Annotated in this window: 24 protein-coding genes; 21 read left to right on the forward strand and 3 right to left on the reverse strand. The window is 50.6% G+C overall.

What is annotated here, in order from left to right; translation table 11 throughout:
• Nucleotides 1-79 precede the first annotated feature (79 nt).
• From I8U19_RS08400 to spoVM, 11 genes are all read left to right on the forward strand, one after another.
• Entirely contained in the window at nucleotides 80-1,660 is a 1,581-nt protein-coding gene (locus I8U19_RS08400) for a spore germination protein (RefSeq protein WP_198055677.1), read from the forward strand.
• Nucleotides 1,657-2,820, forward strand: coding sequence for a GerAB/ArcD/ProY family transporter (locus I8U19_RS08405; protein WP_198055678.1), 1,164 nt, complete (start codon nucleotides 1,657-1,659; stop codon nucleotides 2,818-2,820). The genes I8U19_RS08400 and I8U19_RS08405 overlap by 4 nt, the downstream gene beginning before the upstream one ends.
• On the forward strand, nucleotides 2,798-3,928 hold the full coding sequence (locus I8U19_RS08410) for a Ger(x)C family spore germination protein (protein ID WP_198055679.1): 1,131 nt from the start codon (nucleotides 2,798-2,800) through the stop codon (nucleotides 3,926-3,928). The genes I8U19_RS08405 and I8U19_RS08410 overlap by 23 nt, the downstream gene beginning before the upstream one ends.
• Before the next feature lie 158 nt (nucleotides 3,929-4,086).
• Entirely contained in the window at nucleotides 4,087-5,130 is a 1,044-nt protein-coding gene (gene rlmN, locus I8U19_RS08415; protein ID WP_033100290.1) for a dual-specificity RNA methyltransferase RlmN, read from the forward strand.
• Between the two features lie 185 nt (nucleotides 5,131-5,315).
• Nucleotides 5,316-6,068 carry a Stp1/IreP family PP2C-type Ser/Thr phosphatase gene (locus I8U19_RS08420; protein ID WP_033100291.1) on the forward strand — a complete coding sequence of 251 codons (753 nt, stop codon included), beginning with the start codon at nucleotides 5,316-5,318 and terminating at the stop codon, nucleotides 6,066-6,068.
• Between the two features lie 32 nt (nucleotides 6,069-6,100).
• Nucleotides 6,101-7,810, forward strand: coding sequence for a Stk1 family PASTA domain-containing Ser/Thr kinase (pknB, locus tag I8U19_RS08425; RefSeq protein WP_232330929.1), 1,710 nt, complete (start codon nucleotides 6,101-6,103; stop codon nucleotides 7,808-7,810).
• A 26-nt stretch (nucleotides 7,811-7,836) separates the two neighbouring features.
• Entirely contained in the window at nucleotides 7,837-8,727 is an 891-nt protein-coding gene (rsgA, locus tag I8U19_RS08430) for a ribosome small subunit-dependent GTPase A (protein WP_033100292.1), read from the forward strand.
• Between the two features lies 1 nt (nucleotide 8,728).
• Nucleotides 8,729-9,394: a ribulose-phosphate 3-epimerase gene (gene rpe / locus I8U19_RS08435; RefSeq protein ID WP_198055680.1), complete on the forward strand. Its 666-nt coding sequence runs from the start codon at nucleotides 8,729-8,731 to the stop codon at nucleotides 9,392-9,394.
• A gap of 23 nt (nucleotides 9,395-9,417) precedes the next feature.
• Nucleotides 9,418-9,969, forward strand: coding sequence for an energy-coupled thiamine transporter ThiT (gene thiT, locus I8U19_RS08440; protein WP_198055681.1), 552 nt, complete (start codon nucleotides 9,418-9,420; stop codon nucleotides 9,967-9,969).
• Nucleotides 9,970-9,987: 18 nt separating this feature from the next.
• The gene (locus tag I8U19_RS08445) at nucleotides 9,988-10,641 is read left to right on the forward strand and encodes a thiamine diphosphokinase (protein WP_198059130.1); all 654 of its coding nucleotides are present in this window, start codon (nucleotides 9,988-9,990) and stop codon (nucleotides 10,639-10,641) included.
• Between the two features lie 130 nt (nucleotides 10,642-10,771).
• On the forward strand, nucleotides 10,772-10,852 hold the full coding sequence (gene spoVM, locus I8U19_RS08450) for a stage V sporulation protein SpoVM (RefSeq protein WP_033100295.1): 81 nt from the start codon (nucleotides 10,772-10,774) through the stop codon (nucleotides 10,850-10,852).
• A gap of 47 nt (nucleotides 10,853-10,899) precedes the next feature.
• On the opposite strand, the gene rpmB is transcribed toward spoVM, so the two are convergent.
• On the reverse strand, nucleotides 10,900-11,088 hold the full coding sequence (rpmB, locus tag I8U19_RS08455; RefSeq protein ID WP_033099779.1) for a 50S ribosomal protein L28: 189 nt from the start codon (nucleotides 11,086-11,088) through the stop codon (nucleotides 10,900-10,902).
• Nucleotides 11,089-11,350: 262 nt separating this feature from the next.
• Between rpmB and I8U19_RS08460 the strand changes: the two genes are divergently transcribed.
• The 6 genes from I8U19_RS08460 (at nucleotide 11,351) to recG (ending at nucleotide 18,006) form a co-directional block, all read left to right on the forward strand.
• On the forward strand, nucleotides 11,351-11,716 hold the full coding sequence (locus I8U19_RS08460; protein ID WP_033099778.1) for an Asp23/Gls24 family envelope stress response protein: 366 nt from the start codon (nucleotides 11,351-11,353) through the stop codon (nucleotides 11,714-11,716).
• Nucleotides 11,717-11,725: 9 nt separating this feature from the next.
• Nucleotides 11,726-13,417 carry a DAK2 domain-containing protein gene (locus I8U19_RS08465; RefSeq protein WP_370589366.1) on the forward strand — a complete coding sequence of 564 codons (1,692 nt, stop codon included), beginning with the start codon at nucleotides 11,726-11,728 and terminating at the stop codon, nucleotides 13,415-13,417.
• Nucleotides 13,418-13,434: 17 nt separating this feature from the next.
• Nucleotides 13,435-14,304, forward strand: a complete 870-nt coding sequence (locus I8U19_RS08470; RefSeq protein WP_033099777.1) for a DegV family protein — start codon at nucleotides 13,435-13,437, stop codon at nucleotides 14,302-14,304.
• A 35-nt stretch (nucleotides 14,305-14,339) separates the two neighbouring features.
• Nucleotides 14,340-14,996, forward strand: coding sequence for an L-serine ammonia-lyase, iron-sulfur-dependent subunit beta (gene sdaAB, locus I8U19_RS08475; protein ID WP_198055683.1), 657 nt, complete (start codon nucleotides 14,340-14,342; stop codon nucleotides 14,994-14,996).
• A 70-nt stretch (nucleotides 14,997-15,066) separates the two neighbouring features.
• A complete protein-coding gene (gene sdaAA, locus I8U19_RS08480; RefSeq protein WP_033099775.1) occupies nucleotides 15,067-15,951 on the forward strand; it encodes an L-serine ammonia-lyase, iron-sulfur-dependent, subunit alpha in 885 nt (294 codons plus the stop codon).
• 6 nt (nucleotides 15,952-15,957) lie between these two features.
• The gene (recG, locus tag I8U19_RS08485) at nucleotides 15,958-18,006 is read left to right on the forward strand and encodes an ATP-dependent DNA helicase RecG (protein WP_033099774.1); all 2,049 of its coding nucleotides are present in this window, start codon (nucleotides 15,958-15,960) and stop codon (nucleotides 18,004-18,006) included.
• Nucleotides 18,007-18,088: 82 nt separating this feature from the next.
• Here recG and I8U19_RS08490 read toward each other — a convergent pair whose 3' ends face one another.
• Both I8U19_RS08490 and I8U19_RS08495 read right to left on the reverse strand, forming a co-directional pair.
• A complete protein-coding gene (locus tag I8U19_RS08490; protein ID WP_198055684.1) occupies nucleotides 18,089-19,075 on the reverse strand; it encodes a hypothetical protein in 987 nt (328 codons plus the stop codon).
• Nucleotides 19,076-19,151: 76 nt separating this feature from the next.
• The gene (locus tag I8U19_RS08495) at nucleotides 19,152-19,805 is read right to left on the reverse strand and encodes a YiiX/YebB-like N1pC/P60 family cysteine hydrolase (protein WP_198055685.1); all 654 of its coding nucleotides are present in this window, start codon (nucleotides 19,803-19,805) and stop codon (nucleotides 19,152-19,154) included.
• A 191-nt stretch (nucleotides 19,806-19,996) separates the two neighbouring features.
• Between I8U19_RS08495 and I8U19_RS08500 the strand changes: the two genes are divergently transcribed.
• The 4 genes from I8U19_RS08500 to coaD all read left to right on the forward strand — a co-directional run bounded on the left by I8U19_RS08500 (nucleotide 19,997) and on the right by coaD (nucleotide 22,372).
• Nucleotides 19,997-20,344: a hypothetical protein gene (locus I8U19_RS08500; RefSeq protein ID WP_033099772.1), complete on the forward strand. Its 348-nt coding sequence runs from the start codon at nucleotides 19,997-19,999 to the stop codon at nucleotides 20,342-20,344.
• A gap of 88 nt (nucleotides 20,345-20,432) precedes the next feature.
• Nucleotides 20,433-21,020, forward strand: a complete 588-nt coding sequence (locus I8U19_RS08505) for a hypothetical protein (RefSeq protein WP_198055686.1) — start codon at nucleotides 20,433-20,435, stop codon at nucleotides 21,018-21,020.
• Nucleotides 21,021-21,319: 299 nt separating this feature from the next.
• Nucleotides 21,320-21,877, forward strand: a complete 558-nt coding sequence (gene rsmD, locus I8U19_RS08510; RefSeq protein WP_198055687.1) for a 16S rRNA (guanine(966)-N(2))-methyltransferase RsmD — start codon at nucleotides 21,320-21,322, stop codon at nucleotides 21,875-21,877.
• A gap of 15 nt (nucleotides 21,878-21,892) precedes the next feature.
• Nucleotides 21,893-22,372, forward strand: coding sequence for a pantetheine-phosphate adenylyltransferase (gene coaD, locus I8U19_RS08515; protein ID WP_033099769.1), 480 nt, complete (start codon nucleotides 21,893-21,895; stop codon nucleotides 22,370-22,372).
• The last annotated feature ends 47 nt before the right edge of the window (nucleotides 22,373-22,419 follow it).

Genomic DNA, 22,419 nt, shown 5'->3' on the forward strand with positions numbered 1-22,419 from the left:
TTTTGTCTTCATTTTCCATATTCCGTATTATTTTGCATGTTTTTCATGCATGTCGGGCAGGTTATGAATGGTGATGTGAATGAAGAAAGCGTCGTATCGAATCTTGCGCTTAAAAGAGCGCAGGAAGCAGAAAAAGCTGGAACAGCATAATGAAAGCCAGCTGAGCAAAGCGGTTCAGGAGGAAACGCACATTTTTGACACAGAGGCCAAAAATGTGGAGTTTATCAAGAATATCCTGAAAGAGTGTTCCGACCTGGTCGTGCGCACCTTTGTGATCGATGTGCCGAAAGATTTGAAATCCTCGGTTGTCTATCTCGATGAAATGGTGCAAAAAGATATCAATCACAACTTTATCATCCGCCCCCTGATGAAATACAGCGATAAACGAGAATCAGTCAATGACTTGTATGATGAGGTGTACAACCATCTGGTTCAGGCGGGTGAGGTCAAAGAGATCGAAGATATGAAGAGTGCACTTGATGCCATTCTCTCCGGGGATACGGTTGTTTTTTTGGATAATTTCCGTAAGGCTTTGGTGGTCGGAACCAAAGGGTGGACTACCCGGAGTGTGAGTGAGCCCCATGCGGAATCCGTCGTGCGGGGCCCCCGTGAAGGGATGAGTGAAACCGTAGTGTGCAGCCTGTCGATGATCCGCCACCGGTTGCGCGATCCGTTCCTGAGAGTCAAGTACTTTACCAAAGGGAAACGAACCAAGACCACTGTCGCTCTTCTTTATATCGAAGGTGTTTGCGATGAAGAAGTCGTGAAAGAAGCTGAAAAGCGCATTCAGGATATCCAGATTGACGGAATCCTCGAGTCCGGCTATGTTGAAGAGTTTATAGTCGATCAGATGTGGACGCCGTTTCCGCTGATCCAAAATACGGAGCGTCCGGACTCGGTTGTCGCCCATCTGCTGGAAGGACAGTTTGCCATCCTTGTGGACGGCAGCCCTTATGCTTTGATTGCCCCGGCTGTATTCAGCCAGTTTTATTACAGCTCGGAAGATTATTATGAGCGGTATCTGATCGCTACCTTTTTGCGGTTTATCCGCTTACTCAGTCTGTTTATTGCGCTTTTGCTGCCGTCCCTGTATATCGCATTCGTTTCCTTCCATCCTGAAATGGTTCCTTCAAAGCTGTTGATCGCCATGGCGGCCGGCCGGGCCACCGTGCCTTTTTCACCGATTTTGGAAGCGTTGTCGATGGAAATCAGTGTGGAGATTTTGCGTGAGGCGAGTATCCGCTTGCCTTCGCCGATCGGGCCGACCATCGGAATTGTCGGCGGTTTGGTCATCGGACAGGCGGCGGTACAGGCCGGATTGATTTCACCTGCGTTTGTCATTGTCGTCGGGCTGACCACCATCAGTTCCTATGCCAATCCGAGTTACAGCGCTGCCATCTCGGTTCGGTTGTTGCGCTTTCCCATGATGATGTTTGCCGCAGCCTTTGGACTGTACGGGATCATGATCGCCATGATGCTGATCATCCTTCACCTGGTGCAGCTCCGTTCATTTGGCGTTCCCTATATGTCCCCGTTTGCACCGCTTAATTTAAAAGCGTTGAAAGATACTTTGATCCGTGTTCCGTGGCCCTGGATGAAAAAACGGCCGGAGATTTACAAGGTAAACGATGTTGTAAGACAAGGCGGGGGAGAAAAATGAATCAACAGCAATTAACAGATGGTACGAGATACAGTATTACAGTGTATCAGGCTTTTACCATAGTTGTTTCCACCATCTATGGGGTTGGTGTACTCAGTTTGCCGCGCGATGTGGCGGAAGTCAGTGGTAATGACATGAGCTGGATTATTATCGTCAGCGGGATTTTTGTCGGAATTATCATCGCCTTGCTGACTGCTCTTTGCATGAGGTTTCCAGGGCAGACCATTGTCCAGTTTGCTCCCGAGATCTTGGGAAGCAGGAGGAGCCACTGGTTGGGCAGATTCCTGACTATCATTGTCTTGTTGATCATCGCCCTTTACTTGGTATCGGGCATCTCCATGAGTGTCCGTATATTTGGAGAAGCGATGGTGAATGCGGTCTTGGTGAATACGCCAATTGAAGCGGTAATCTTGGTTCTGCTTATTTCGGTTGCCATTGCGGCGGGCAGTGAATTCGGGATCGTGGCCAAATATAATGAGCTATTGATGTTGCTGAATTTCCTCCCATTAGTCATCGAAATATTTGCTTTCATTCAACGGGGAGAGAGTACCAATCTCCTGCCTTTGCTGCAAATGAACACTTCACAGTTGCCCAAAGCAATGCTAAGCGGCGCTTTTGCTTACTCCGGGTACAGTGTGCTCCTGATGTTTTCCGGATTTTACAAACAACCGATGAAAGCGTGGAAAGCCCATTTATTCGCCATTGGAACAATTATTGTCCTTTACTGGATAAAATGTGTGGGTACATTATCCATTTTCGGCAAAGATGAACTGGTTCGGGTCATGTATCCCGTATTGGAAACAGGAAAAGTGATCCGGCTTCATGCCATGCTGTTTGAACGGTTGGAGTCGGCCATTCTGTCGATTTGGCTGGTGCTCGTATTTACGTCAGTGTTAAATCTGTATGCCTGTACTGTGCAGATGGTGATCGAATTTTTCCGACTGAAAGGACGGTATCGCCGCTGGATCGCCTTTGCTTTTGCCCCGGTTCTTTATGTTATGGCTATGGCTCCAGAAAATATGGGGGAAGTGGGCAAATATGCGGAACGAGTTGGAATTTTCGGTTTTCTTACGGACTGTTTGCCCATTTTGCTGCTTGTGATTGCCATCCTGCGTCGCAAGAAAGGGGAAATGCCGCGTGAAATATCTTCTTCGCGCTAAGGGGTTTATCGTTTTGCTCAGTTTGTTCTTGCTGACGGGTTGTTGGGACAGTATTGAAATTGAAAAGCGGGCGGTGATTGTCTCCCTGGCAATTGACAAAGGAAAAAAGGGATATGAGGTAACCGCACAAGTCCCCAGTCCCGGGCAAATTGTCGGCGGAGGTGGCGGAGGTGGCGGCGGTGGGGGAAAAGGCGGCCCCGGCGCCGTTCAATCGTTCACCGCTGAGGGGGAAACGCTGAGAGATGCCTTAAGCGAATTGCAAAGCAAGGTAAACAATCCGATCTTCCTGGGGCATTTGCAAACGTTGCTGTTAAGCAAGGATGTGGCAAAAGAAGGGATTTCAAGGCATCTGGACGCTTTGCGCCGCAGCCCGGAAATCCGCAGGCACATGTGGCCGATTGTGATCGATGGCAAAGCGAGGGAAGCCATGAAAACGCAGGTCGGATTGGAACCGATTCCGACCGATTACCTTCGTGATCAGATCGATACCGGAGTGAAAATAGGAAAACTCCCGACGATTGAGCTGGGCCAAGTGATGATTGAATTGTCCAATCCGCAAAAGCGAAATCCGTTGATCAATATGTTTAAGGCGCAGAAAGAGCAGTTTGACTGGGAAGGGATGGCTGTGTTTCGCGGGGATCGCATGGTCGGAGTATTAGATGAGAGATTGCTCACCCCGATCATGCATATCCGCAGACAGCGCTCCGGAGCTGATCTGTCCGTCCCTTGCGGGAAGGCAGAAGGAACCTTCTTTTTTCATCCGGAAAATGCCCGCAGAAAGATCACAGTAAAAAACGGGAAAGTTGACATACAGGTGAAAATAGAAGGAGAAATTAATGAAAAAACTTGTCCGATCCAGATCACAGAAAAATCAACCTACCAACAACTGAGCCAATTGGTTGCCAGGGAATATGAGAAGATTGCCAAAAAACTGGTCGAGCGTTCACAAAAAGAGTTTCGCGTCGATGTGATGGGGATCGGGAATTATGTGCACGCCTTCTATCCGAAATTCTATGAGAAAATGCAATGGAGAAGCCGATATGCAAACATACCGATCCAAATTCATTACAAAGTTACGCTCAGACGCATCGGCCTGGAATCCAGTTAGGGGATGAACAGCGCAGGGACATGGAGGGTGCGAAAAAATCTTCACGACCTGTCCCTTTTTTTTGGATTGTACTATGATATAATAAGAAAAGTTTTGATGCAGGGAGAACCCTGCTTTTTATTGACGTAAGGCAGTTTTCGAAGAATTGGTGAGAATGAATGGTGAAAACTTTTGCATATGATTTATCTTATCAGGAATGGAAAGATTGGATGACTCGCCACGGTCACCCCGAATGGCGAGCCAACCAGATCATGGATTGGCTCTATGTCAAACGCGTCGATTCGTTTGGCGACATGACAAATTTGCCGAAAAACATGCGTGCAGAATTAAGTGAATTCTTTCACCTGATGCCGCTTCAAGTGATTACGACTCAGGTATCCCGCGATGGAACGGTGAAGTTTCTGTTCGGTCTTCACGACGGACATGCGATTGAAACCGTGATTATGCGTCATAACTACGGGATCAGCGTCTGTGTGACGACACAGGTGGGATGCAGGGTCGGTTGCACTTTTTGCGCTTCGACACTCGGAGGATTGAAGCGAAATCTGAGCGCCGGCGAGATCGTGGCACAAGTGGTTATGGCGCAGAAATATCTTGATCCGTCATCTGAAAAGGTCAAATCGGTTGTGGTGATGGGTTCGGGTGAACCATTTGAAAATTATGAACCGACGATGAAGTTTGTTCGCATAATCAATGACGGGCACGGACTCAATATTGGCCAGCGCCATATCACGGTATCCACCAGCGGAGTCGTTCCCAATCTCTACCGGTTTGCCGACGAAAATTGGCAGGTAGGCCTGGCGATTTCCCTTCATGCTCCCAATACCGAACTCAGGTCCAAGCTCATGCCGATCAACCGGCGTTATCCATTGGCGGAATTATTGGACGCATGCCGGTACTATTTGGAAAAAACCGGGCGTAGACTCACTTTTGAGTATGCCCTGATCGGCGGGAAAAACGACCAAAGCGAACATGCTCATGAACTGGGCAAACTGCTTAAAGGGATGAATTGCCTTGTCAATCTCATTCCGGTAAACTATGTTCCGGAGCGAAATTACACACGTACACCGAGAAAGCAAATTTTCGAATTTAAGCGAATCCTGGATTCCTATCATGTGAATACCACGATTCGCCGGGAACACGGGCATGATATCGATGCAGCGTGTGGACAACTTCGTGCCAAACACAGTCGTCTGAGCTAGGAGAGCTTCAGCGGTTTTCTGACGATTTCGTTTCGCCTATCACCTTTTTCAACAGAAATGATATGAATACCTTTTTCAACAAAAGAAAAAAGGCAGCAATCGATCCGGCAATGAATCGGTCTACGGGATTTCCTCTTGATAAAGGTCAATACAGGGAATACTAGAAAGGGAAAGGGGTAACCGGAATGGAGCTTGCACGGCGCACTGACATCGGTCGTGTGCGTGACCTGAATGAAGACAGCACAGGCCTGGTTTTGACCAAATCGGGAACTGTGATCGCGATCGTCGCCGACGGAATGGGCGGTCATCAAGCTGGCGATGTAGCCAGCCGCGAAACGGTCGACACCATTGAAAAGGTGCTCCGGGCGGAAAACCTGGATGTTTCGACTGATGAAAAAAGCGATCTGCTTCTGCATGCCGTAGGAAAGGCCAATGAGAAAGTATTCAGGATGGCCGAGCAGAACAGCCAGTTATCCGGCATGGGCACGACGGTAATCGCCGCGATCGTCGATCAACACGAAGTGGTTCTGGCTCATGTTGGGGACAGCCGCGCCTACATGCTGCACAAAAACGGGCTGTATCAACTGACCGAGGATCATTCGTATGTCAACATTCTGCGAAAGAATGGACAAATCACGGCCGAAGAAGCGCGCAACCATCACCTGCGCAATATGATCGTTCGAGCTGTCGGTACAAATGAAGATGTCGAAGTCGATCTGATAAATACACCATGGAGCAAGGACGATATTTTCCTCATGTGTTCCGATGGACTCACCACGATGGTTAGCGAAAGGGAGATTGGACTTGTCCTCTCATCTACATCCATGACGCTGGACGAAAAAGCCGATAAATTGATCGAATTAGCTTTGGAAGCCGGCGGGGCGGATAACATTTCCCTAATTCTTCTAAGACATACAGGTGGGTCAGCTACATCTTAATTGGGTTCAAGGAGGAACAGGTGACCATGCAGATGGAAGGGAAGAAGCTGGGGGGACGTTACGAAATAGTCAGCCGTGTCGGCGGCGGTGGAATGGCGGTCGTATACAAAGCAAAAGACTTGCTGTTAAACCGTTATGTCGCGATTAAAGTGTTAAGTGATTCCCTCAGTAATGACTCGGAGTTTATACGTCGTTTTAGCCGGGAAGCACAAGCTGCCGCGAGCTTGTCCCATCCCAATATTGTCAATGTGTATGATGTGGGGAAGGATCATTATACTCATTACATTGTCATGGAGCTGGTTGAAGGGCCGACGCTGAAACAATACATTCAGGAACGGGGACCGCTCCCGGCGCAGGAAGCGGCCGCCATCGCGATCCAAATCTGCGACGGTTTGGCTCATGCCCATGAAAATCAGATTGTCCACCGCGATATCAAACCGCATAATATCCTGCTCGGAGCCAATGGAAGAGCGAAAGTGACCGACTTCGGGATTGCCAGGGCGGCAAGTTCCTCTACGATTACCCAAGAAGGTTCCGTCATGGGTTCTGTCCATTATTTTTCACCGGAACAGGCGCGAGGAGGTGTGATCGGGGAAAAATCCGATCTCTACTCCTTGGGGATTGTCCTGTATGAAATGCTGACAGGCCGCCTGCCGTTTGACGGCGACTCCGCGATCAGCATTGCTTTGAAGCACCTGCAGGAGATTCCGGAAGATCCGCGCTCAATCAATCCGAACATTCCCGATGCGCTGGCGGAAGTGATCCTGTGCGCATTGGACAAAGACCCTAACAAACGCTTCAGCTCCGCCCGCGAGATGCTGAAGGCGATCCAGCAGGCAGCCAATATCGGGCCCCGCCTGGAAGCCAACTGGGCCGGAACCCGTTCCAAACCGACACAGCGCGATCTTTATCAAACCATTCCGCTTTCGGAGGATGAGGAAGGCGAATCCCCGGTGGCAACCGCTGTTGAACCACCTTCTTATCACTCGCCGATCCAGCGTCCGGAAATTCGCAGCGGTCAGCGTAAAGGGCAGGTCGCTTCCAACGCGCTCGGTGACAAAACGCTGGCCAATCTCGAACGGCTGAAGAGTGCTCCCAACGACAGCGAGCGTACCATGTTCCAGCGCACGGTCGTTTGGCTGGAAAATGTGCAAGCCAATCTGCCTTGGTGGCAAAAACTTTTGTTTGGCCTCATTACAATTATCATCATCCTGGTTTTGACCATATGGGGCTTTGACACGATCTGGGGCTTATTCTCAGGCGGAAGTGAAGATCAGACGGTGACGGAAAATACTGGAAAACCGGTGAAAATGGAATTGTTCACGAACTTGGATGAAGCTAAAAAATGGTTGGCGGACAACGGTTTTCCAGAGCCCAAAATCATACCAAAACCGAAAGAAGGAGTCCAACCGGGGCAAATTTGGGATCAAGAGCCACGGAACGGAACGATGGTAGACGACCCCGCAAACACGCAAGTGAAAATTTATGTAGGTGTGGAGGGGGCTATAGTCGACAATTATTATGGAAAGTTTGAATCTGCCGTTCACAGCAGCAAATTGGCAGATAAGCCCTATAAAGTCGAACTGTACAGATGTCCGGATCCGGCCGGGCAAAGTGTAGGTCATGCCCATATCTTTAGGCAGGAGCCGGAAGCGGGTACTTTCATTAAAAAGGGCGGAGTCGTGAAGGTTTACAGTTATATTGCGAATGAACCAAAGTGTGAATTGGTTCCAGGTTGGTAATCAAACTTTGACAAAGGAGGTCTTATATGCCTGTCGGGCAAATTGTAAAAGCCATCAGCGGGTTTTACTACGTGCGCACGGACGGGGGCGATATGCTCCAGTGCCGGGCGCGCGGGGTGTTCAAGTTTGACAAGAAGAAGCTGACCCCGCTGGTCGGCGATATCGTCGAGTTTGAAAAGACGGGGCAGAACGAAGGCGTGGTGACCTCCGTTCAGCCCCGTCGCAATGAACTCATTCGTCCACCCATCGCCAATGTCGATCAGGCGGTGGTTGTTTGTTCTTTGCGGCAGCCTCGGTTTCAGCAAATGCCGGTCGATCGTTTCCTCGTGCACGGGGAGCGTGAAGGACTGGATCTTGTGATAGTTCTCACAAAAAGGGATTTATTGAAGAACAACGGCGAAATTGAACGGATCAGCGCGATTTACCGGCCGGCCGGCTACAAGGTAATCGCGACCAGCGTCGTCACAGGAGAAGGCATGGATGAACTGAAGGCGGTGCTGGCCGGAAAGGTATCCGTGTTCGCCGGCCAATCGGGAGTGGGAAAAAGTTCACTCCTCAATCATCTGTTGCCGGGAATGCAGCTTTTGACCGGACAAGTGAGCAAAAAAATCGCCCGCGGGCGCCATACAACGAGAACGGTGGAATTGTTGCCCATGGAGACAAACGGACAAGTGGCGGATACACCCGGTTTCAGCCAATTGACTTTTCAGGGATTTGAACCGACAGAGCTCGGCGATTATTTTCCCGAAATTCGCGAGCGGGCACCGGAATGCCGGTTTCGCGGCTGTTTGCACACCGGGGAGCCGGGTTGTGCAGTAAAAGCGGCGCTGGAGCAGCAAGAAATCGACGAAAAGCGTTATCAAAACTATACGCAGTTTTTGGCAGAAATCAAAGATGCGCTGGCGAGGAGGTATTAGCATGATCAAGATTGCGCCATCGATTCTGTCGGCCGACTTCGCCCGGTTGCAGGAAGAGATTGCCGACGTGGAACGGGCAGGGGCTGACTGGATTCATATTGATGTGATGGATGGTCATTTTGTACCCAACATCACGATGGGGCCTTTGGTAGTGGAGGCGATTCGCCCTCATACGAAACTGCCGCTCGATGTTCACCTGATGATTGAGGAACCGGACCGATATATTGAAAGGTTTGCCAAAAGCGGCGCTGATCTGATTTCGGTTCACCAGGAAGCGTGCCGGCATTTGCACCGCACCGTCCACCTGATCAAGGAGCAGGGCGTGAAGGCGGGTGTTGTCCTCAATCCGGCGACACCGGTCGCGATGATTGAACCGATTTTGCGCGATGTTGACCTGATTTTGCTGATGACGGTCAATCCCGGATTTGGCGGGCAGGCGTTTATCCCGGACGTACTCGACAAGATTCGCGGATTGCGCCGGCTGATCGATGCCCAATCTCTTCAGGTCGAAATTGAAGTGGACGGCGGCATCAATCAGGAGACGGCACAGCTGGCAGTTGAAGTGGGAGCGACGGTGCTGGTGGCCGGATCGGCGGTGTTTGGCCAAAAAGACCGCGAGGCCGCCATCGCTGCCATCCGCCGTGCCGGGACGGGAAGCCGCAGTTAAGCAGTGAGAAGGAGAGAAACACCATGAATTCATCCACACGATTGGTAACGATGCTGGAAGTGGCGATCATGACAGCGGTCGCAGCTGTATTGGATAAGCTGACACTGTTTGAAATGCCAAACGGCGGTTCGATTACCCTGGTGATGATCCCGATCGCCGCCGTTTCGTTCCGGCGCGGGGTGAAAGCAGGACTGTCCTGTGGCTTGCTGTCCGGATTGTTGCTGCTCATTACCGGCGGTTATGTGGTCCATCCGGTGCAGGCGGCGCTTGATTATCCGATCGCTTTTGCCGCTTTGGGGCTGGCCGGGCTCTTTCGCATTCGCGAACATTATGCGCGCAAATGGAAAGCTTCACTGGCCGGTTTCGGGCTTTTGTTTGCCGGCGCGTTTCGCCTGTTGTCCCACTTTATTTCCGGGGTTGTCTTTTTTAAACAATACGCTCCGGCAGGCCAGTCCGTCTACCTCTATTCACTCCTCTACAATGTCACCTATTTGTTGCCCGAAGTGATCATTTCGTTCGTTGCCGTTCTTTTGATCCTATATTCCGCTCCGCAATTGATCACACGGCAATCGTAAAAGCGGGAGTGAATCATGTTGAAGCAAAAAGTGCTGGTGGTGGCGGGGGGAGATTTGACGGCGGAGGAGATCGCCCTGATCGATCCGGAAAAGTATTATATCATTACGGCGGATGCCGGTGCGAAAAAGCTGGTTCAGGCGGGAATCACTCCCCACCTGGCCGTGGGTGACTTTGATACCGCCGGTGAGGAGTTTGCCGATGAACTGATGCAGTCGGGGATCGAGGTGGAGCGATTGCCGGCGGAAAAGGAGGAAACCGACCTGCATTATGCCCTCACAAAGGCGCTTGAGCACCAAACCGGAGGGGAAGTGCTCATTTTGGGAGCGCTGGGTGGAGCCCGCCTCGATCATTTGCTTGCCAATGTGGGGCTTCTGGAATGGCTGGAGGCCCGTGGGACCCGGGGGGTTTTGCTCCATTCCAGCAACCGGGTCCGCTTTTTTTCCGGCCCGGGTAAAATCGAGTTGAGGCAAGGAGAATTCCCCTACATTTCTTTGATTCCGGTTTCCAGAGAAGTGACGGGAATTGTGACAGACGGGCTAAAATACCCTCTGAAAAATGAAACGCTTTATCGCGGATTCACACGCGGGATCAGCAATGAATTGGCAAGCGGATCCGGCTGGGTCTCGATCCGTTCGGGAAAATGCCTGCTGGTCGAAAGCCGCGACCGCTAAGGAATATGGCGTTCACCCCAAGCAATTTTTTCTCCTGTTCTAGGTACACATTGAACTCTATAGAATATAAATAAGATGAAGAAAACACGGTCATTATCTTTTATCATTGCAGCGTAAGGGGTGAATGTTGGTGAAGTTCTATACCATAAAGCTACCGAAATTCCTGGGCGGTTTCGTTAAGGTTTTGCTAGCGGCATTCAAAAAAGATTAATGGCCAAATAAAAAAAGCACCCCAATCGGTGCTTTTTTCTTTTTCGGTTATACGCGAGTCACTTTACCGGATTTGAGGGCACGAGTGCTCACATATACGCGTTTCGGTTTGCCGTCAACGAGAATGCGCACTTTTTGTACGTTGGCACCCCATTTTTTTCTCGTTTTGCGGTTGGAGTGGCTTACCTTGTTTCCGGTGTGGCCTTGTTTTCCAGTGATAAAGCAACGACGAGCCATTCTTACACCTCCTCTTCGTTCCATACCATCATCCCCTGCCGAAAGTATCTTCCGTCAGGGTACATTTCAGGCAAGAGAGGACTCTTCTCTTTACGGTAACGGAATAAGGACTAAACACCAGCACATTTTAGCATACCTGAACTTTACTTGCAAGGAGAGAGCGAGTCCAGTATGATGAATGTTGTTAAGCTTTTATTCATTTAGGTATTATTGTACAATTGTCCTAGCAAAGCATGGAAAACCTCATCTGGGAGGAATTGGAATGAGCTTGGAAGTTTCGACGGAACTCGGTCAAATCCAAGTGGCCAATGAAGTGATTGCAACGGTTGCCGGAATTGCGGCCATGGACTGCTACGGCTTGGTTGGGATGGCTTCGCGCAGCCAGTTAAAAGACGGAATTACGGAACTTTTGGGCAGGGAGAATTTAAGCAAAGGGATCGAAGTGCGCACGGAGAGCGGAGAAGTCGTGATCGATCTGTACATCATCGTGGGCTATGGAACCAAAATTTCCGAAGTGGCACACAATGTGCAATCCAAGGTGAAGTATACGCTGGATCAGATGATCGGATTGAAAGTAAGTCAGGTGAACATCTATGTGCAGGGAGTTCGCCTGGTCAATGAAGAGTAAGGAGGAACACTGTTGACACAGCAAATCCATGCAGCTCTGTTTTTACAAATGATGCGTTCCGGTGCCGGGAATCTGAATAAACACGTGGAATCGGTCAATGCTTTGAACGTTTTTCCCGTACCGGACGGGGATACCGGAACCAATATGAATTTGACGCTGGCATCCGGTGTGAAAGAGATGGAAAAACAGGCGGCATCCGGCACGGTGGGAAAACTGGCGGAGGCGCTTTCAAAAGGATTGCTGATGGGTGCACGCGGTAATTCCGGTGTGATTTTGTCCCAGCTGTTTCGCGGATTTGCCAAGGCTGTTTCCGATAAAAAGGAGATCAACGCTCATCAATTGGCTGATGCCTTTCAGCGGGGAGTTGAAACTGCGTACAAGGCAGTGATCAAACCGGTGGAGGGCACAGTTTTGACAGTGGCGCGCGAAGCGGCTGACGCCGGTATGAAAAAAGCGTGGACGACGGAAGACACCGCTGTGATTATGGAGACGGTGTTGAATGAAGCACGGCGGACGCTTGCCCGCACCCCGGAAATGCTCCCCGTTTTGAAGCAGACGGGAGTAGTGGATGCCGGAGGACAAGGCCTGGTTTATATCTATGAGGGAATGCTGGCTGCCTTGAAGGGTGAAGAGATTGCCCCCGATGCTCCGCAAGCGAAACTCGACACGGAATCGCTCGCTTCCCTTGCTCACGATAACGCCCAGTCGAAAATGGATGCTTCGCAAATCGAACACGGGTATTGCACCGAATTTATTATCAATTTGAAAACGACGCGACGCAAAACCGAAGCGTTTGATGAAGCCAAATTCCGCAAAAGCATGGAGCAATTCGGGGATTCGCTGTTGGTCGTAGCTGATGATGAATTGGTTAAAGTACATATCCATGCCGAATACCCGGGGGATGCACTCAATTTTGCCATGAAATTCGGCGATTTGATCCGCATCAAGATCGACAACATGCGCGAACAATACGCCAGCGTGACGGAAGGAAAAAGCGCTGCCTCCACCCCTGTGCAGACCGGTGGGGAGCAGAAGGCGGAAAAGAAAAAGTACGGCATTGTGGCAGTGGCGGCCGGAAAAGGAATTGTCGACATTTTCCGTTCATTGGGCGTCGATCAGGTGGTGGAAGGCGGCCAGACGATGAACCCGAGTACGGAAGAACTGGTCGATGCAGTGAGAAAAATTGAAGCTGAACATATTGTGATCTTGCCGAATAATAAGAATATCGTTTTGACGGCAAAGCAGGTGAGCCAAATTGTTGATACACCCGTCACGGTGATCGCTACCCGCAGCATCCCGCAAGGCTTGGCTGCACTGCTCGCTTTCAGTGCGGAGCGAAGCCCCGAGGAGAACGAGCAGAACATGACGACGGCTTCTGGGGCGGTGCGCTCGGGGGAACTCACTTATGCGATCCGCGATTCACAAGTGGATGGGCAGGAAATCAGGAAAGGGGATTTCCTCGGCATTCAAGAGGGCAAAATCGAAATCGTCGGCCAGGACATGGTGCAAACGGCCAAAGCCCTGCTGCAAAAAATGATCGGCGAGGAAGCGGATGTGGTGACAGTGATCTACGGCCGGGATGTGACCGAAGAACAGGCGCATGCACTGGTTGAGTCACTTTCGCAAATCTATCCCGAGATCGAATTTGAAGTGCATCAGGGAGGACAACCGGTTTATTATTACCTGTTTGCCGTTGAGTAAAGAAAGGAGGGTGTTTGATGGGGCAGGTGAAAATCATAACCGACAGTACTGCCGATATTCCCAAAGATCTGGCGGAAGCCTTGGACATTTCCGTTGTCCCGATCAAAGTTCATCTGGCGGGGCAATCTTATTTGGACGGGGTTGATTTGTTTCCGTCGCAATTTTATCAAAAAATGAGAGAGATTACCGAGTTGCCAACCACTTCCCAACCTTCGCCGCTGGAGATTGCCGAGTTTTATCGCAAAGCGATTCAAAGCGGGGCAAAGCAAATCTTTTCCCTTCATATTTCTTCGAAAATGAGCGGCACTTACCAATCCTGCATGCTGGCCAAAGCGATAGTCCAGGAAGAGTATCCCGATGCGGAGATTATGGTATATGACTCCAAATCGGTTGCCTATGCTCTCGGGGTGATTGTCGTGCTGGTCGCCCGGGCCGCAAAAGAGGGAAAAACACTGGATGAACTGGTGCAGCTGGCAGATCGGGTTCGCGAAAAGCAGGGCCTGGTGGCGCTGGTCGATACGCTTGAATACTTGCAGAAGGGCGGCCGGATCGGGAAAGCGGCCGCGCTGGTCGGTTCGCTTCTCAGTATCAAGCCGATCATTTCCATCAGCGAAGATGGTGAGGTAACGGCGATTGACAAGGCGCGCGGCAAAAACAAGGCCTTCAGCAAAGTGTTTGAACTTTTGCAGCAGAAAGTTCCGGTCGGCCCGGTCTATGCGGCGATTCTGCATGCGGATCAGGAAGAAGATGCCAAGACCTGGCTGAACAAGGTAAAAATGATGTATGATGTAAGAGAAGAGATTGTGGTTGACATCGGACCGGCGGTTGGAACCCACGCGGGTCCGGGGACAGTCGGATGCCTGTTGGTGCCGCTGGAGCAGCTTTAATCTGGGAACGTTGTCGCAAAAGGTTGGGATGTCATATGAAATATCGTACCGTATTTGATATTATCGGTCCGGTGATGATCGGGCCTTCAAGTTCGCATACGGCGGGAGCGGCCCGGATCGGGCGGGCGGCGAGAACCATTTTTGGCCGCAAGCCGAAGCGCTCCGTTATCACCTTGTACGGATCATTCGCCCAAACGTATCGCGGCCATGGTACGGATGTGGCCATTGCCGGCGGTTTGCTCGATTTTGATACATTCGATAAGCGGATTGTGAACGCCCTTGAGATCGCGAAAGAAGAGGGAATCGAGATCACCTTTGTCGAATCGGATGAAGTGCCGGATCATCCCAATACTGCTCGAATCTATCTGGAAGATGAGCAGGGAAGCGTTGAAGTGGTCGGGATTTCCATCGGTGGCGGAAAAATGGAAATCGTCGAGCTGAACGGTTTTCAACTGAGCTTGTCCGGCAATGATCCGGTTTTGCTGGTATTGCACCAGGATCAGTATGGTGCGGTGGCCAAAGTTGCAAGTGTGTTGGCCGAACACGAGATTAATATTGCGTTTATGCAAGTGTCACGCAAAGAGAAAGGGTCACAAGCTTTGATGTCCATTGAGACCGATCAGCCGGTGGAAATGGAAGTGCAACATAAAATTGGCAATTTGCCTGGGATTCATGCTGTAACGATCTTATAATATGATGGAATAAAAACCGCCGCCTCAGGAAGGACCGGCGGTTTTCTGTGGGAAAAGGGGTCGGGAAAAGATGAAATTTCGCACAGTAGCTGAATTAGTGGAAATAGCAGAAAAGGAAGGACTCAAAATATCCGAAGTCATGATTTTGCACGAAATCGAAGTGATGAACCGTCCGCGGGAAGAGATCTTTGCGGGGATGGAACACAACCTGACCGTAATGGAACAGGCAATCGAACGGGGGTTGACCGAAGAGATTCGCTCACATAGCGGATTGACCGGCGGCGATGCCCGTAAAATCAACGAATATAAAGAAAACGCACCCGTTCTGTTATCGGGTTCGACCATTCTGAATGCGGTTTCAAGAGCGACGGCAGTCTCCGAAGTGAATGCAGCGATGGGGACGATTGTGGCAACACCGACGGCCGGAGCTTGCGGCATTTTGCCGGGGGCGATTTCCACCGCGGCCGAAAAACTGGGCTCCGATCGGGAAACAAAGGTACGTGCTTTGTTTACGGCGGGAGCGATCGGGTTTTGTATCGCCAATAACGCTTGCATCGCCGGTGCAGCCGGGGGTTGCCAGGCCGAAGTGGGTTCGGCAACGGCGATGGCAGCGGCAGCTGTCGTGGAGATGGCGGGCGGAACGCCAACGATGTCAGGGGAAGCGGTGGCGATTGCTTTGAAAAACATGCTCGGACTCGTCTGTGATCCGGTGGCGGGCTTGGTGGAAGCGCCTTGTGTCAAACGAAATGCGATGGGGGCGGCGATTGCCATGGTTGCAGCCGATATGGCCATGGCCGGAGTGAAAAGCATCATTCCGACCGACGAGGTGATCGGGGCGATGTTCAAGATCGGGCAGATGATGCCGGTTGCGCTTAAAGAAACGGCGTTGGGCGGATTGGCTGCCACCCCGACAGGGCAGGAGCTGGAACGAAAAATTTTTGGAGCGGGAAAATAAGCAATCATGAAACTGACGGAAATTCCAGTGGAAAACCTGCCCGGTGTCGGTCAGCAGCGAAAAGAGAATCTGTCCGAGCTCGGAATCGAATCCATCGCCGACCTGTTGGAGTACTACCCATACCGCTACGAGGATTACCGTATCAGTGATTTGACGCGAGCGGAGCAGGATGAGCGGGTTACCGTCCGGGGGATTGTCTACGGACAGCCCAGCGTGAGATGGTATGGAAAGAAAAAATCGCGCATGTCCGCCAAAATTGATGTCAACGGAATTCATGTAAACCTGATTTGGTTTAATCAGGCTTATTTGCGTGAAAAAATCAATCCGGGACAAATCATCGTTGTATCAGGAAAATGGGATCGGCATCGGTTGCAGATTACGGTTGATCGCACCTTTCTCTCCCAAGCGGAACAGGAAAAGCATGTCGGCCGGCTCGAACCGGTTTATTCCGTCACCGGTTCCGTGAAAGTGAACGGGCTTCGCAAGCTGATTCATGAAGCGTTTATCCGTTATGGAAACCGGATTGAGGAGATCCTGCCTGAGGAATTGCGGCGGCGCTACAAGCTGATTTCCAGGCCGCGGGCGATGTACTTCCTTCATTTTCCAAAAGGGAGGGAAGAAGGCCGGCAAGCGCGCCGCCGGATGGTGTATGAGGAACTTTTTTTATATGAATTGAAGATGATGTGGCTGAAGAAACAGGCACGGATGGAGAACACAGGAATCGCCCATTCCTTTGCCGAGGAAAAGGTGGAGGAATTTATCGACCGGCTGGCCTTTCCGCTGACCAACGCGCAAAGGCGGGTGGTGCAGGAAATTTTGGCTGATCTGCGCTCCACGTCTCAGATGAACCGCCTGTTGCAGGGAGATGTAGGTTCCGGAAAAACCGTGGTGGCAGCCATTGTCCTTTACGCCAATTATCTCAGCGGTTATCAGGGAGCACTGATGGTGCCGACGGAGATTTTGGCAGATCAGCATGCTGCCTCGCTCAAGCAGCTGCTTTCCCCGCTGGGTTTGCAAATTGTCGCTTTGACAGGCAGGATGACGGCCCGGGAAAGGCGGGATGCCTTGGGGCAGATCCAAATGGGCCTGGCTGATATCGCTGTCGGAACGCATGCCTTGATTCAGAAAGGGGTCACCTTTCACAATCTCGGTCTGGTGATCACCGATGAACAGCACCGCTTTGGTGTCAAACAGCGGGCTACCCTTCGCGAAAAAGGGGAAGTGCCGGATGTTCTTCATATGACGGCGACGCCGATTCCGCGTACGCTGGCGATCACGTACTACGGAGAGATGGATGTTTCCACCATTGACGAAATGCCTGCCGGGCGCCAGCCTGTCGATACCTATTGGGTAAAAAAGGAGATTTGGCCCAGGATTGTCAATTTTATCGAAAAAGAGTGCCGGAAGGGCCGGCAGGCATATGTGATCTGCCCTTTGATTGAGGAATCGGAGAAACTGGATCTGCAAAACGCCGAAGAGGTTTATGGTCAGTTGACAATGGCCCTGGCCCCGATTCGTGTCGGTTTGCTGCACGGACGGATGTCCTCTGCCGAAAAGGAAGAGGTAATGGCCCATTTTGCCGCCAATGAGGTTCAGGTGCTCGTATCCACCACGGTCGTCGAAGTGGGAGTCAACGTCCCCAATGCCACGGTGATGGTGATATATGACGCGGACCGCTTTGGACTGGCGCAGTTGCATCAGTTGCGCGGACGGGTCGGGCGGGGCGGCGGTACGGCGACTTGCGTGCTGGTGGCCGATCCCAAATCGGAAACGGGTGTTGAGCGGATGAGGATCATGACGGAAACAACCGACGGATTTGAAATTTCCCGGCGCGATTTGGAGATGAGGGGGCCGGGAGATTTTCTCGGGGTGAAGCAAAGCGGTCTGCCCGAGTTTAAAATTGCCGATTTGAATGAGGATTTGCGTGTACTGGAGATTGCCCGTGCCGATGCCCAGGAGTTGGTCAACCGCCCTGACTTTTCGAGCAATCCGGAGACAAGGGCACTTTACGAGTACCTGCAGGAAGAAAATCTTGAATCGAAAAGCTTTGATTAGTGCGAAAACCCTGTTGACACTTGAGCAACAGGGTTTTTTCTGAAGAAGTGTGGCCAGCCATCTGCCATGCCCGCGGTTTCGCTCAGGGAAGCAAGGCAAAATCCTGAATGCGCATCTCACCTTTGCGCGGCAGGGAAATCCGCTTTATCTGATGCAAATGTTTTTTATCGTAGACGCCAAGTACGCCGGCTGTTTCCGCACTGTCAGACTGGGACAGGATATAGAGGTGTTGGGCATCCTGTTTTGCTTGAAATATCGGTTGTGAAACGGCAAGCGTTCGTTTCACCTGATCAGCATCGGGATCGAGAACAGTGAGAACCGCCTGCTGTTTATGGGTAATCCAGATTTCATTGGCGACGGGCAAAATGTACTGCGGTTTGGCAAACGGAAGTTCGATATAGCGGATTCGCTTTTTCTCCAGATCATATATGGCCATTTTTTTCTGTTCATCGGTTGAGGGGATAAGCAAGTCGTGACCGACGATTTTCAGGTCATCAGCCAGATCGATGGCGAGCGGGACGGTTTGGGCTACTTTTCCGCGTTGCCGATCGACCACATACAAAACGGCCCTTTTCGCTTCAATCAAGGAAGAGAACACATAAACATATGTATCATCCCAAGTAGCCGTTCGCAGGAATCCGGGAAGCTGAAGTTGTTTGCGCTGGTTGTTTTGCACGATTTCCAGGGTGTTGGAATGGAGTGTTGTATTAAAGGCGGACACAGTCACTCCGTCCCTTTGTTTGACAAAGATCGGAAACTCTTTTGTTTGTTCCGTTCGCAGCTTGCCTTCCGGGGAGAGGATGATGAGAGATCGGCCAAACCGCTCGGGTAAAAGCAATCCGTTTTTGTCTGATTTTTCGATTTGAAAGATCCCCATTGCCTTGATCGGGATCTCGCCGATTGCTTCTCCCTTTGCATCCAGCAGCATCAATGCGCTTTCCTTTTTGGCAGCATTGGTGTAGATCACAGCCAGTCTTGCATGCCGGAGCGGAAGTGCGTCTCGGGAACAGGCAGCGGAAAGAAGCAATAATCCCAACACCAGCACCAGGATAAAACGAAACCGAAACATGGCGACCTCCTTCATTGTGATGAGCGAAAGCGGAGCCTTTTTTCACCCGAAAGAGGAAAAAAGGCCCCGTTTGACATCAACCCTTTGAATAAAAGGCGTAAGTGAGCGGACTTTCAATCAGGTCAACGGGCCAGACCGCACCGCCGTCGTTCAGATCATAACCCAGATTGTAAAAAGCGCGCCAAGCCAGTTGGGAGCAATAAAATGAACCGGTTGTTGTAATATTGAAAAAATTGTAGTTATAAGGCTTGCCGATTTGCTGTCTTGCATATGAAGCGGCATAAGCATAGTCCCCGGAAGCGGCTCCGTTCACTCTGAGCCCTTTTACCTGATTATAGCGTGTATCCCAGTCATTCGGCCAATGCCGGACACCGTTCAAATCCCCTTTGTTGCCAAACGATTCGACGACATATCCGCTCACGTCGGAAACGACTCCCGCATGACCGCCCGCCCACATGGATGAACTGCTCGTTCCGTCCAAAGTGACGAGAATATCCCCTGCCTGCCCGACGGATTCAATCGAGACTGTGCCAGAAACCGGATTCTTTGCTTGTTTGATTTCATCCCAGTGCGTGGCGACATACCGGGTTTTTTGCTTCGCTTTGGCGATTTCTTTCAGCTGATTGGGGGTGAATGAAGGGGAGGAGGCGGAAGCGATGTCGGGGAACACTGGTACAATGGACAAAAAAGCGAAGAAGAGAAACAGGGTTATTTTTTTTAAGCATTTCATGATGTTCCTTGACTTCTCCTTTCTCGGAAACAGGTGAATAATCATTTGCTTTCCTTGTTATTATTTTATAATACGGAATATTCAGTATATATTTTAATAAGATTACATTTGTGTATCAATCTTGTTAATTGTTAAGTCACGACCTTTTCCTTCTGCATAAGATACATTATTCGCAAGCAGGGGGGAAATGAATGAACAACAACGATGCGCTTTATCAGGATCTTGTGAATACCATCAATCAGACTGTTGGTCGCCGGGCGGTAAGCGTGAGGAAAATGAAGCAATTGATCGCCGAAGCGAGACGCATCCGCATGCAGTACGGTGTGATGGGGCTATGGTCCTATGCCCAACAGCTTCCCGAGCATTTTTTTACCCGTGAGGAACTTGAAAAGCTGCAGAACTCGCCGAGATTATATGAATTGTCTGATAAGATGGTGGATGCGATGGTTGTGGAACAAGTGATTACGCCGACGGAGGCGCGGATGATCAAACGCACCATCTACCGGAACTGGGGGAATTGGGCGGGAACTTATAGGTGATCCGTACAGACAAAGCAAGGGTGATCGTCATATGGTATAGTGCCTGTTAAAAAATGGGGTCAATATCTGATCGGGGAGAGGAAGAATGATGCATAAAAGCAGAAAAAGGCAGCCTGTGCGAAAAAAACCTGTGCAAGGAATTCGCAGTGCTGAACATCGTGAACGTGAATCAGGCCAATATTTCTATCCTAACGAAATGGATATGTTTGGTGAGCCGATGGGTCCCCCGCGTCATTTTTCTGACGATCGGGAAAGAAGAGAGATGCCGCCTCGCATGATGAGAAGCGAGTGGGAAGATGATTGGTTGTTCGGGCCTGTTCCCGGTCCGATGCGGAGGCAGGGCCCGATGGATCCGAGAGGATTTTTTGGACCGGGTCCTCATCCTGATGCCCTGCCGTTTCCGAGGCCGGACGAGTGGCCGCCTGAGGAGAGACAAGGGCGGAGAAACGTCCCGTATTCTCCCGCCTGGAGACCTCCGCATCCGGAGATGGAGAGATTTTCGGAATCGATGGAGTTTCGCGATACCTGGGGAGAACAGAGGGACCGGATGAGAAGGGAAGCGACATCCCGGCAGAATCGCAGAGAGAGCATGGAGGAGTGGCCGCCGGCATACGATGAAACAGTTTCCCTGGATGGCGTGAGGAGAAGGAGAATTCCACGCCGAGGATCCAGATAAGAAAGTAAAAAAATGGCTCGCGCCTTGTTACGCGAGCCTCAATGTATCTTTCACAATCGAGTTGTGAAAAATACTAAATGGGAGAGGAGAAACCGGAGGAAGAGCTTATGGGGAAACGTAAGTCTTCTCCGCGGTTCGACAACATCATAATCGACGCTGTCATCTATTATGTTTTCCTCCTTTTGATTTTTTATACCTTGCATTTGGTTTTTTTTTGCGTTTTCATTTGCCTGTTCTTTATGGTAGGATTAAACGTGTTTTATTTTATTAATAAATGACAGAAGAGATAGGTGTCCATTATGCGTATCATTGCTGGATCGGCAAAAGGGACGCGCCTGAAAATGGTTCCGGGAAAACATGTGCGTCCGACTGCAGACCGAGTCAAAGAATCCCTGTTTCAAGTAATCGGCCCTTTTTTTGCCGGGGGAAATGTGCTTGATTTATTTGCCGGGACAGGTGCGCTTGGCTTGGAAGCGTTAAGCCGGGGCTTTGACCGGGGAGTTTTTGTTGACCAATCACGGACAAGCTGTGATATTGTTCGCATGAATGCAGAAGCGGCGAAACTGGCGGACCGGGTGGAAATCTACCGGCGGGATGCGAGAGCGGCACTGAAGATGCTGCAGGGAAAAGGCTGGCGGTTTGAGCTGATTCTGCTGGATCCACCTTATCATAAAAATTTGTTGCTCCCCGTGCTGAAGGAGATCGTCGGGACGGAGTTGCTTGGAAAAGACGGCATTGTCGTCGCGGAGCACCCGAATGATCAGGAATTGGAGGCAGAATTGGGATCGCTTGTTCAAATTCGTCGTCTCGCTTATGGGGACACCGGGATCACTCTCTACCAAAAGATAAACGAGTAAGAAGGAGGAGACGAGATGAAAATCGCCGTCTATCCGGGAAGTTTTGACCCGATTACATATGGTCATCTGGACATTATCAAGCGCGGGGCCAAAGTGTTTGACAAAATTATTGTGGCCGTGCTGACAAATTCCTCTAAAAACCCCTTGTTCACGGTTGAAGAAAGAAAAGAGCTGATCAGGGAAGCGACCAAAAATATGCCCGTCGTCGAAGTGGACAGCTTTGGCGGGTTGCTGGTCGACTATTTGCATAAACGGGAGGCCAATGTTATCCTGCGCGGTCTCCGGGCCATCTCCGATTTTGAGTACGAACTGCAAATCGCATCAACCAACCGCAAGCTGGATGAAGAAGTGGAGACATTCTTTTTAATGACGAGCAATCAGTATTCTTTTATCAGTTCGGCAATGGTCAAGGAAGTCGCCCGCTATGGGGCGGATGTGAAAGACTTGGTTCCGGAACATGTTGCCAAGGCCTTGCAGGAAAAGTTTGAAGCTTGATCCGTGCCCCGGATGATGCTCACATAAAAAGGGAAATTCCCCCCTCT

The sequence above is a fragment of the Thermoactinomyces sp. CICC 10523 genome (assembly GCF_016055105.1).
Taxonomy (GTDB): Bacteria; Bacillota; Bacilli; order Thermoactinomycetales; family Thermoactinomycetaceae; genus Thermoactinomyces_A; species Thermoactinomyces_A daqus.

Coding starts and splice junctions, on each gene's coding strand:
- I8U19_RS08400 (WP_198055677.1), top strand. CDS start 80: ATGAAGAAAGCGTCGTATCGAATCTTGCGCTTAAAAGAGCGCAGGAAG.
- I8U19_RS08405 (WP_198055678.1), top strand. CDS start 1,657: ATGAATCAACAGCAATTAACAGATGGTACGAGATACAGTATTACAGTG.
- rlmN (WP_033100290.1), top strand. CDS start 4,087: ATGGTGAAAACTTTTGCATATGATTTATCTTATCAGGAATGGAAAGAT.
- I8U19_RS08420 (WP_033100291.1), top strand. CDS start 5,316: ATGGAGCTTGCACGGCGCACTGACATCGGTCGTGTGCGTGACCTGAAT.
- pknB (WP_232330929.1), top strand. CDS start 6,101: ATGGAAGGGAAGAAGCTGGGGGGACGTTACGAAATAGTCAGCCGTGTC.
- rsgA (WP_033100292.1), top strand. CDS start 7,837: ATGCCTGTCGGGCAAATTGTAAAAGCCATCAGCGGGTTTTACTACGTG.
- rpe (WP_198055680.1), top strand. CDS start 8,729: ATGATCAAGATTGCGCCATCGATTCTGTCGGCCGACTTCGCCCGGTTG.
- thiT (WP_198055681.1), top strand. CDS start 9,418: ATGAATTCATCCACACGATTGGTAACGATGCTGGAAGTGGCGATCATG.
- rpmB (WP_033099779.1), bottom strand. CDS start 11,088: ATGGCTCGTCGTTGCTTTATCACTGGAAAACAAGGCCACACCGGAAAC.
- I8U19_RS08460 (WP_033099778.1), top strand. CDS start 11,351: ATGAGCTTGGAAGTTTCGACGGAACTCGGTCAAATCCAAGTGGCCAAT.
- I8U19_RS08470 (WP_033099777.1), top strand. CDS start 13,435: ATGGGGCAGGTGAAAATCATAACCGACAGTACTGCCGATATTCCCAAA.
- sdaAB (WP_198055683.1), top strand. CDS start 14,340: ATGAAATATCGTACCGTATTTGATATTATCGGTCCGGTGATGATCGGG.
- sdaAA (WP_033099775.1), top strand. CDS start 15,067: ATGAAATTTCGCACAGTAGCTGAATTAGTGGAAATAGCAGAAAAGGAA.
- recG (WP_033099774.1), top strand. CDS start 15,958: ATGAAACTGACGGAAATTCCAGTGGAAAACCTGCCCGGTGTCGGTCAG.
- I8U19_RS08490 (WP_198055684.1), bottom strand. CDS start 19,075: ATGTTTCGGTTTCGTTTTATCCTGGTGCTGGTGTTGGGATTATTGCTT.
- I8U19_RS08495 (WP_198055685.1), bottom strand. CDS start 19,805: ATGAAATGCTTAAAAAAAATAACCCTGTTTCTCTTCTTCGCTTTTTTG.
- I8U19_RS08500 (WP_033099772.1), top strand. CDS start 19,997: ATGAACAACAACGATGCGCTTTATCAGGATCTTGTGAATACCATCAAT.
- I8U19_RS08505 (WP_198055686.1), top strand. CDS start 20,433: ATGCATAAAAGCAGAAAAAGGCAGCCTGTGCGAAAAAAACCTGTGCAA.
- rsmD (WP_198055687.1), top strand. CDS start 21,320: ATGCGTATCATTGCTGGATCGGCAAAAGGGACGCGCCTGAAAATGGTT.
- coaD (WP_033099769.1), top strand. CDS start 21,893: ATGAAAATCGCCGTCTATCCGGGAAGTTTTGACCCGATTACATATGGT.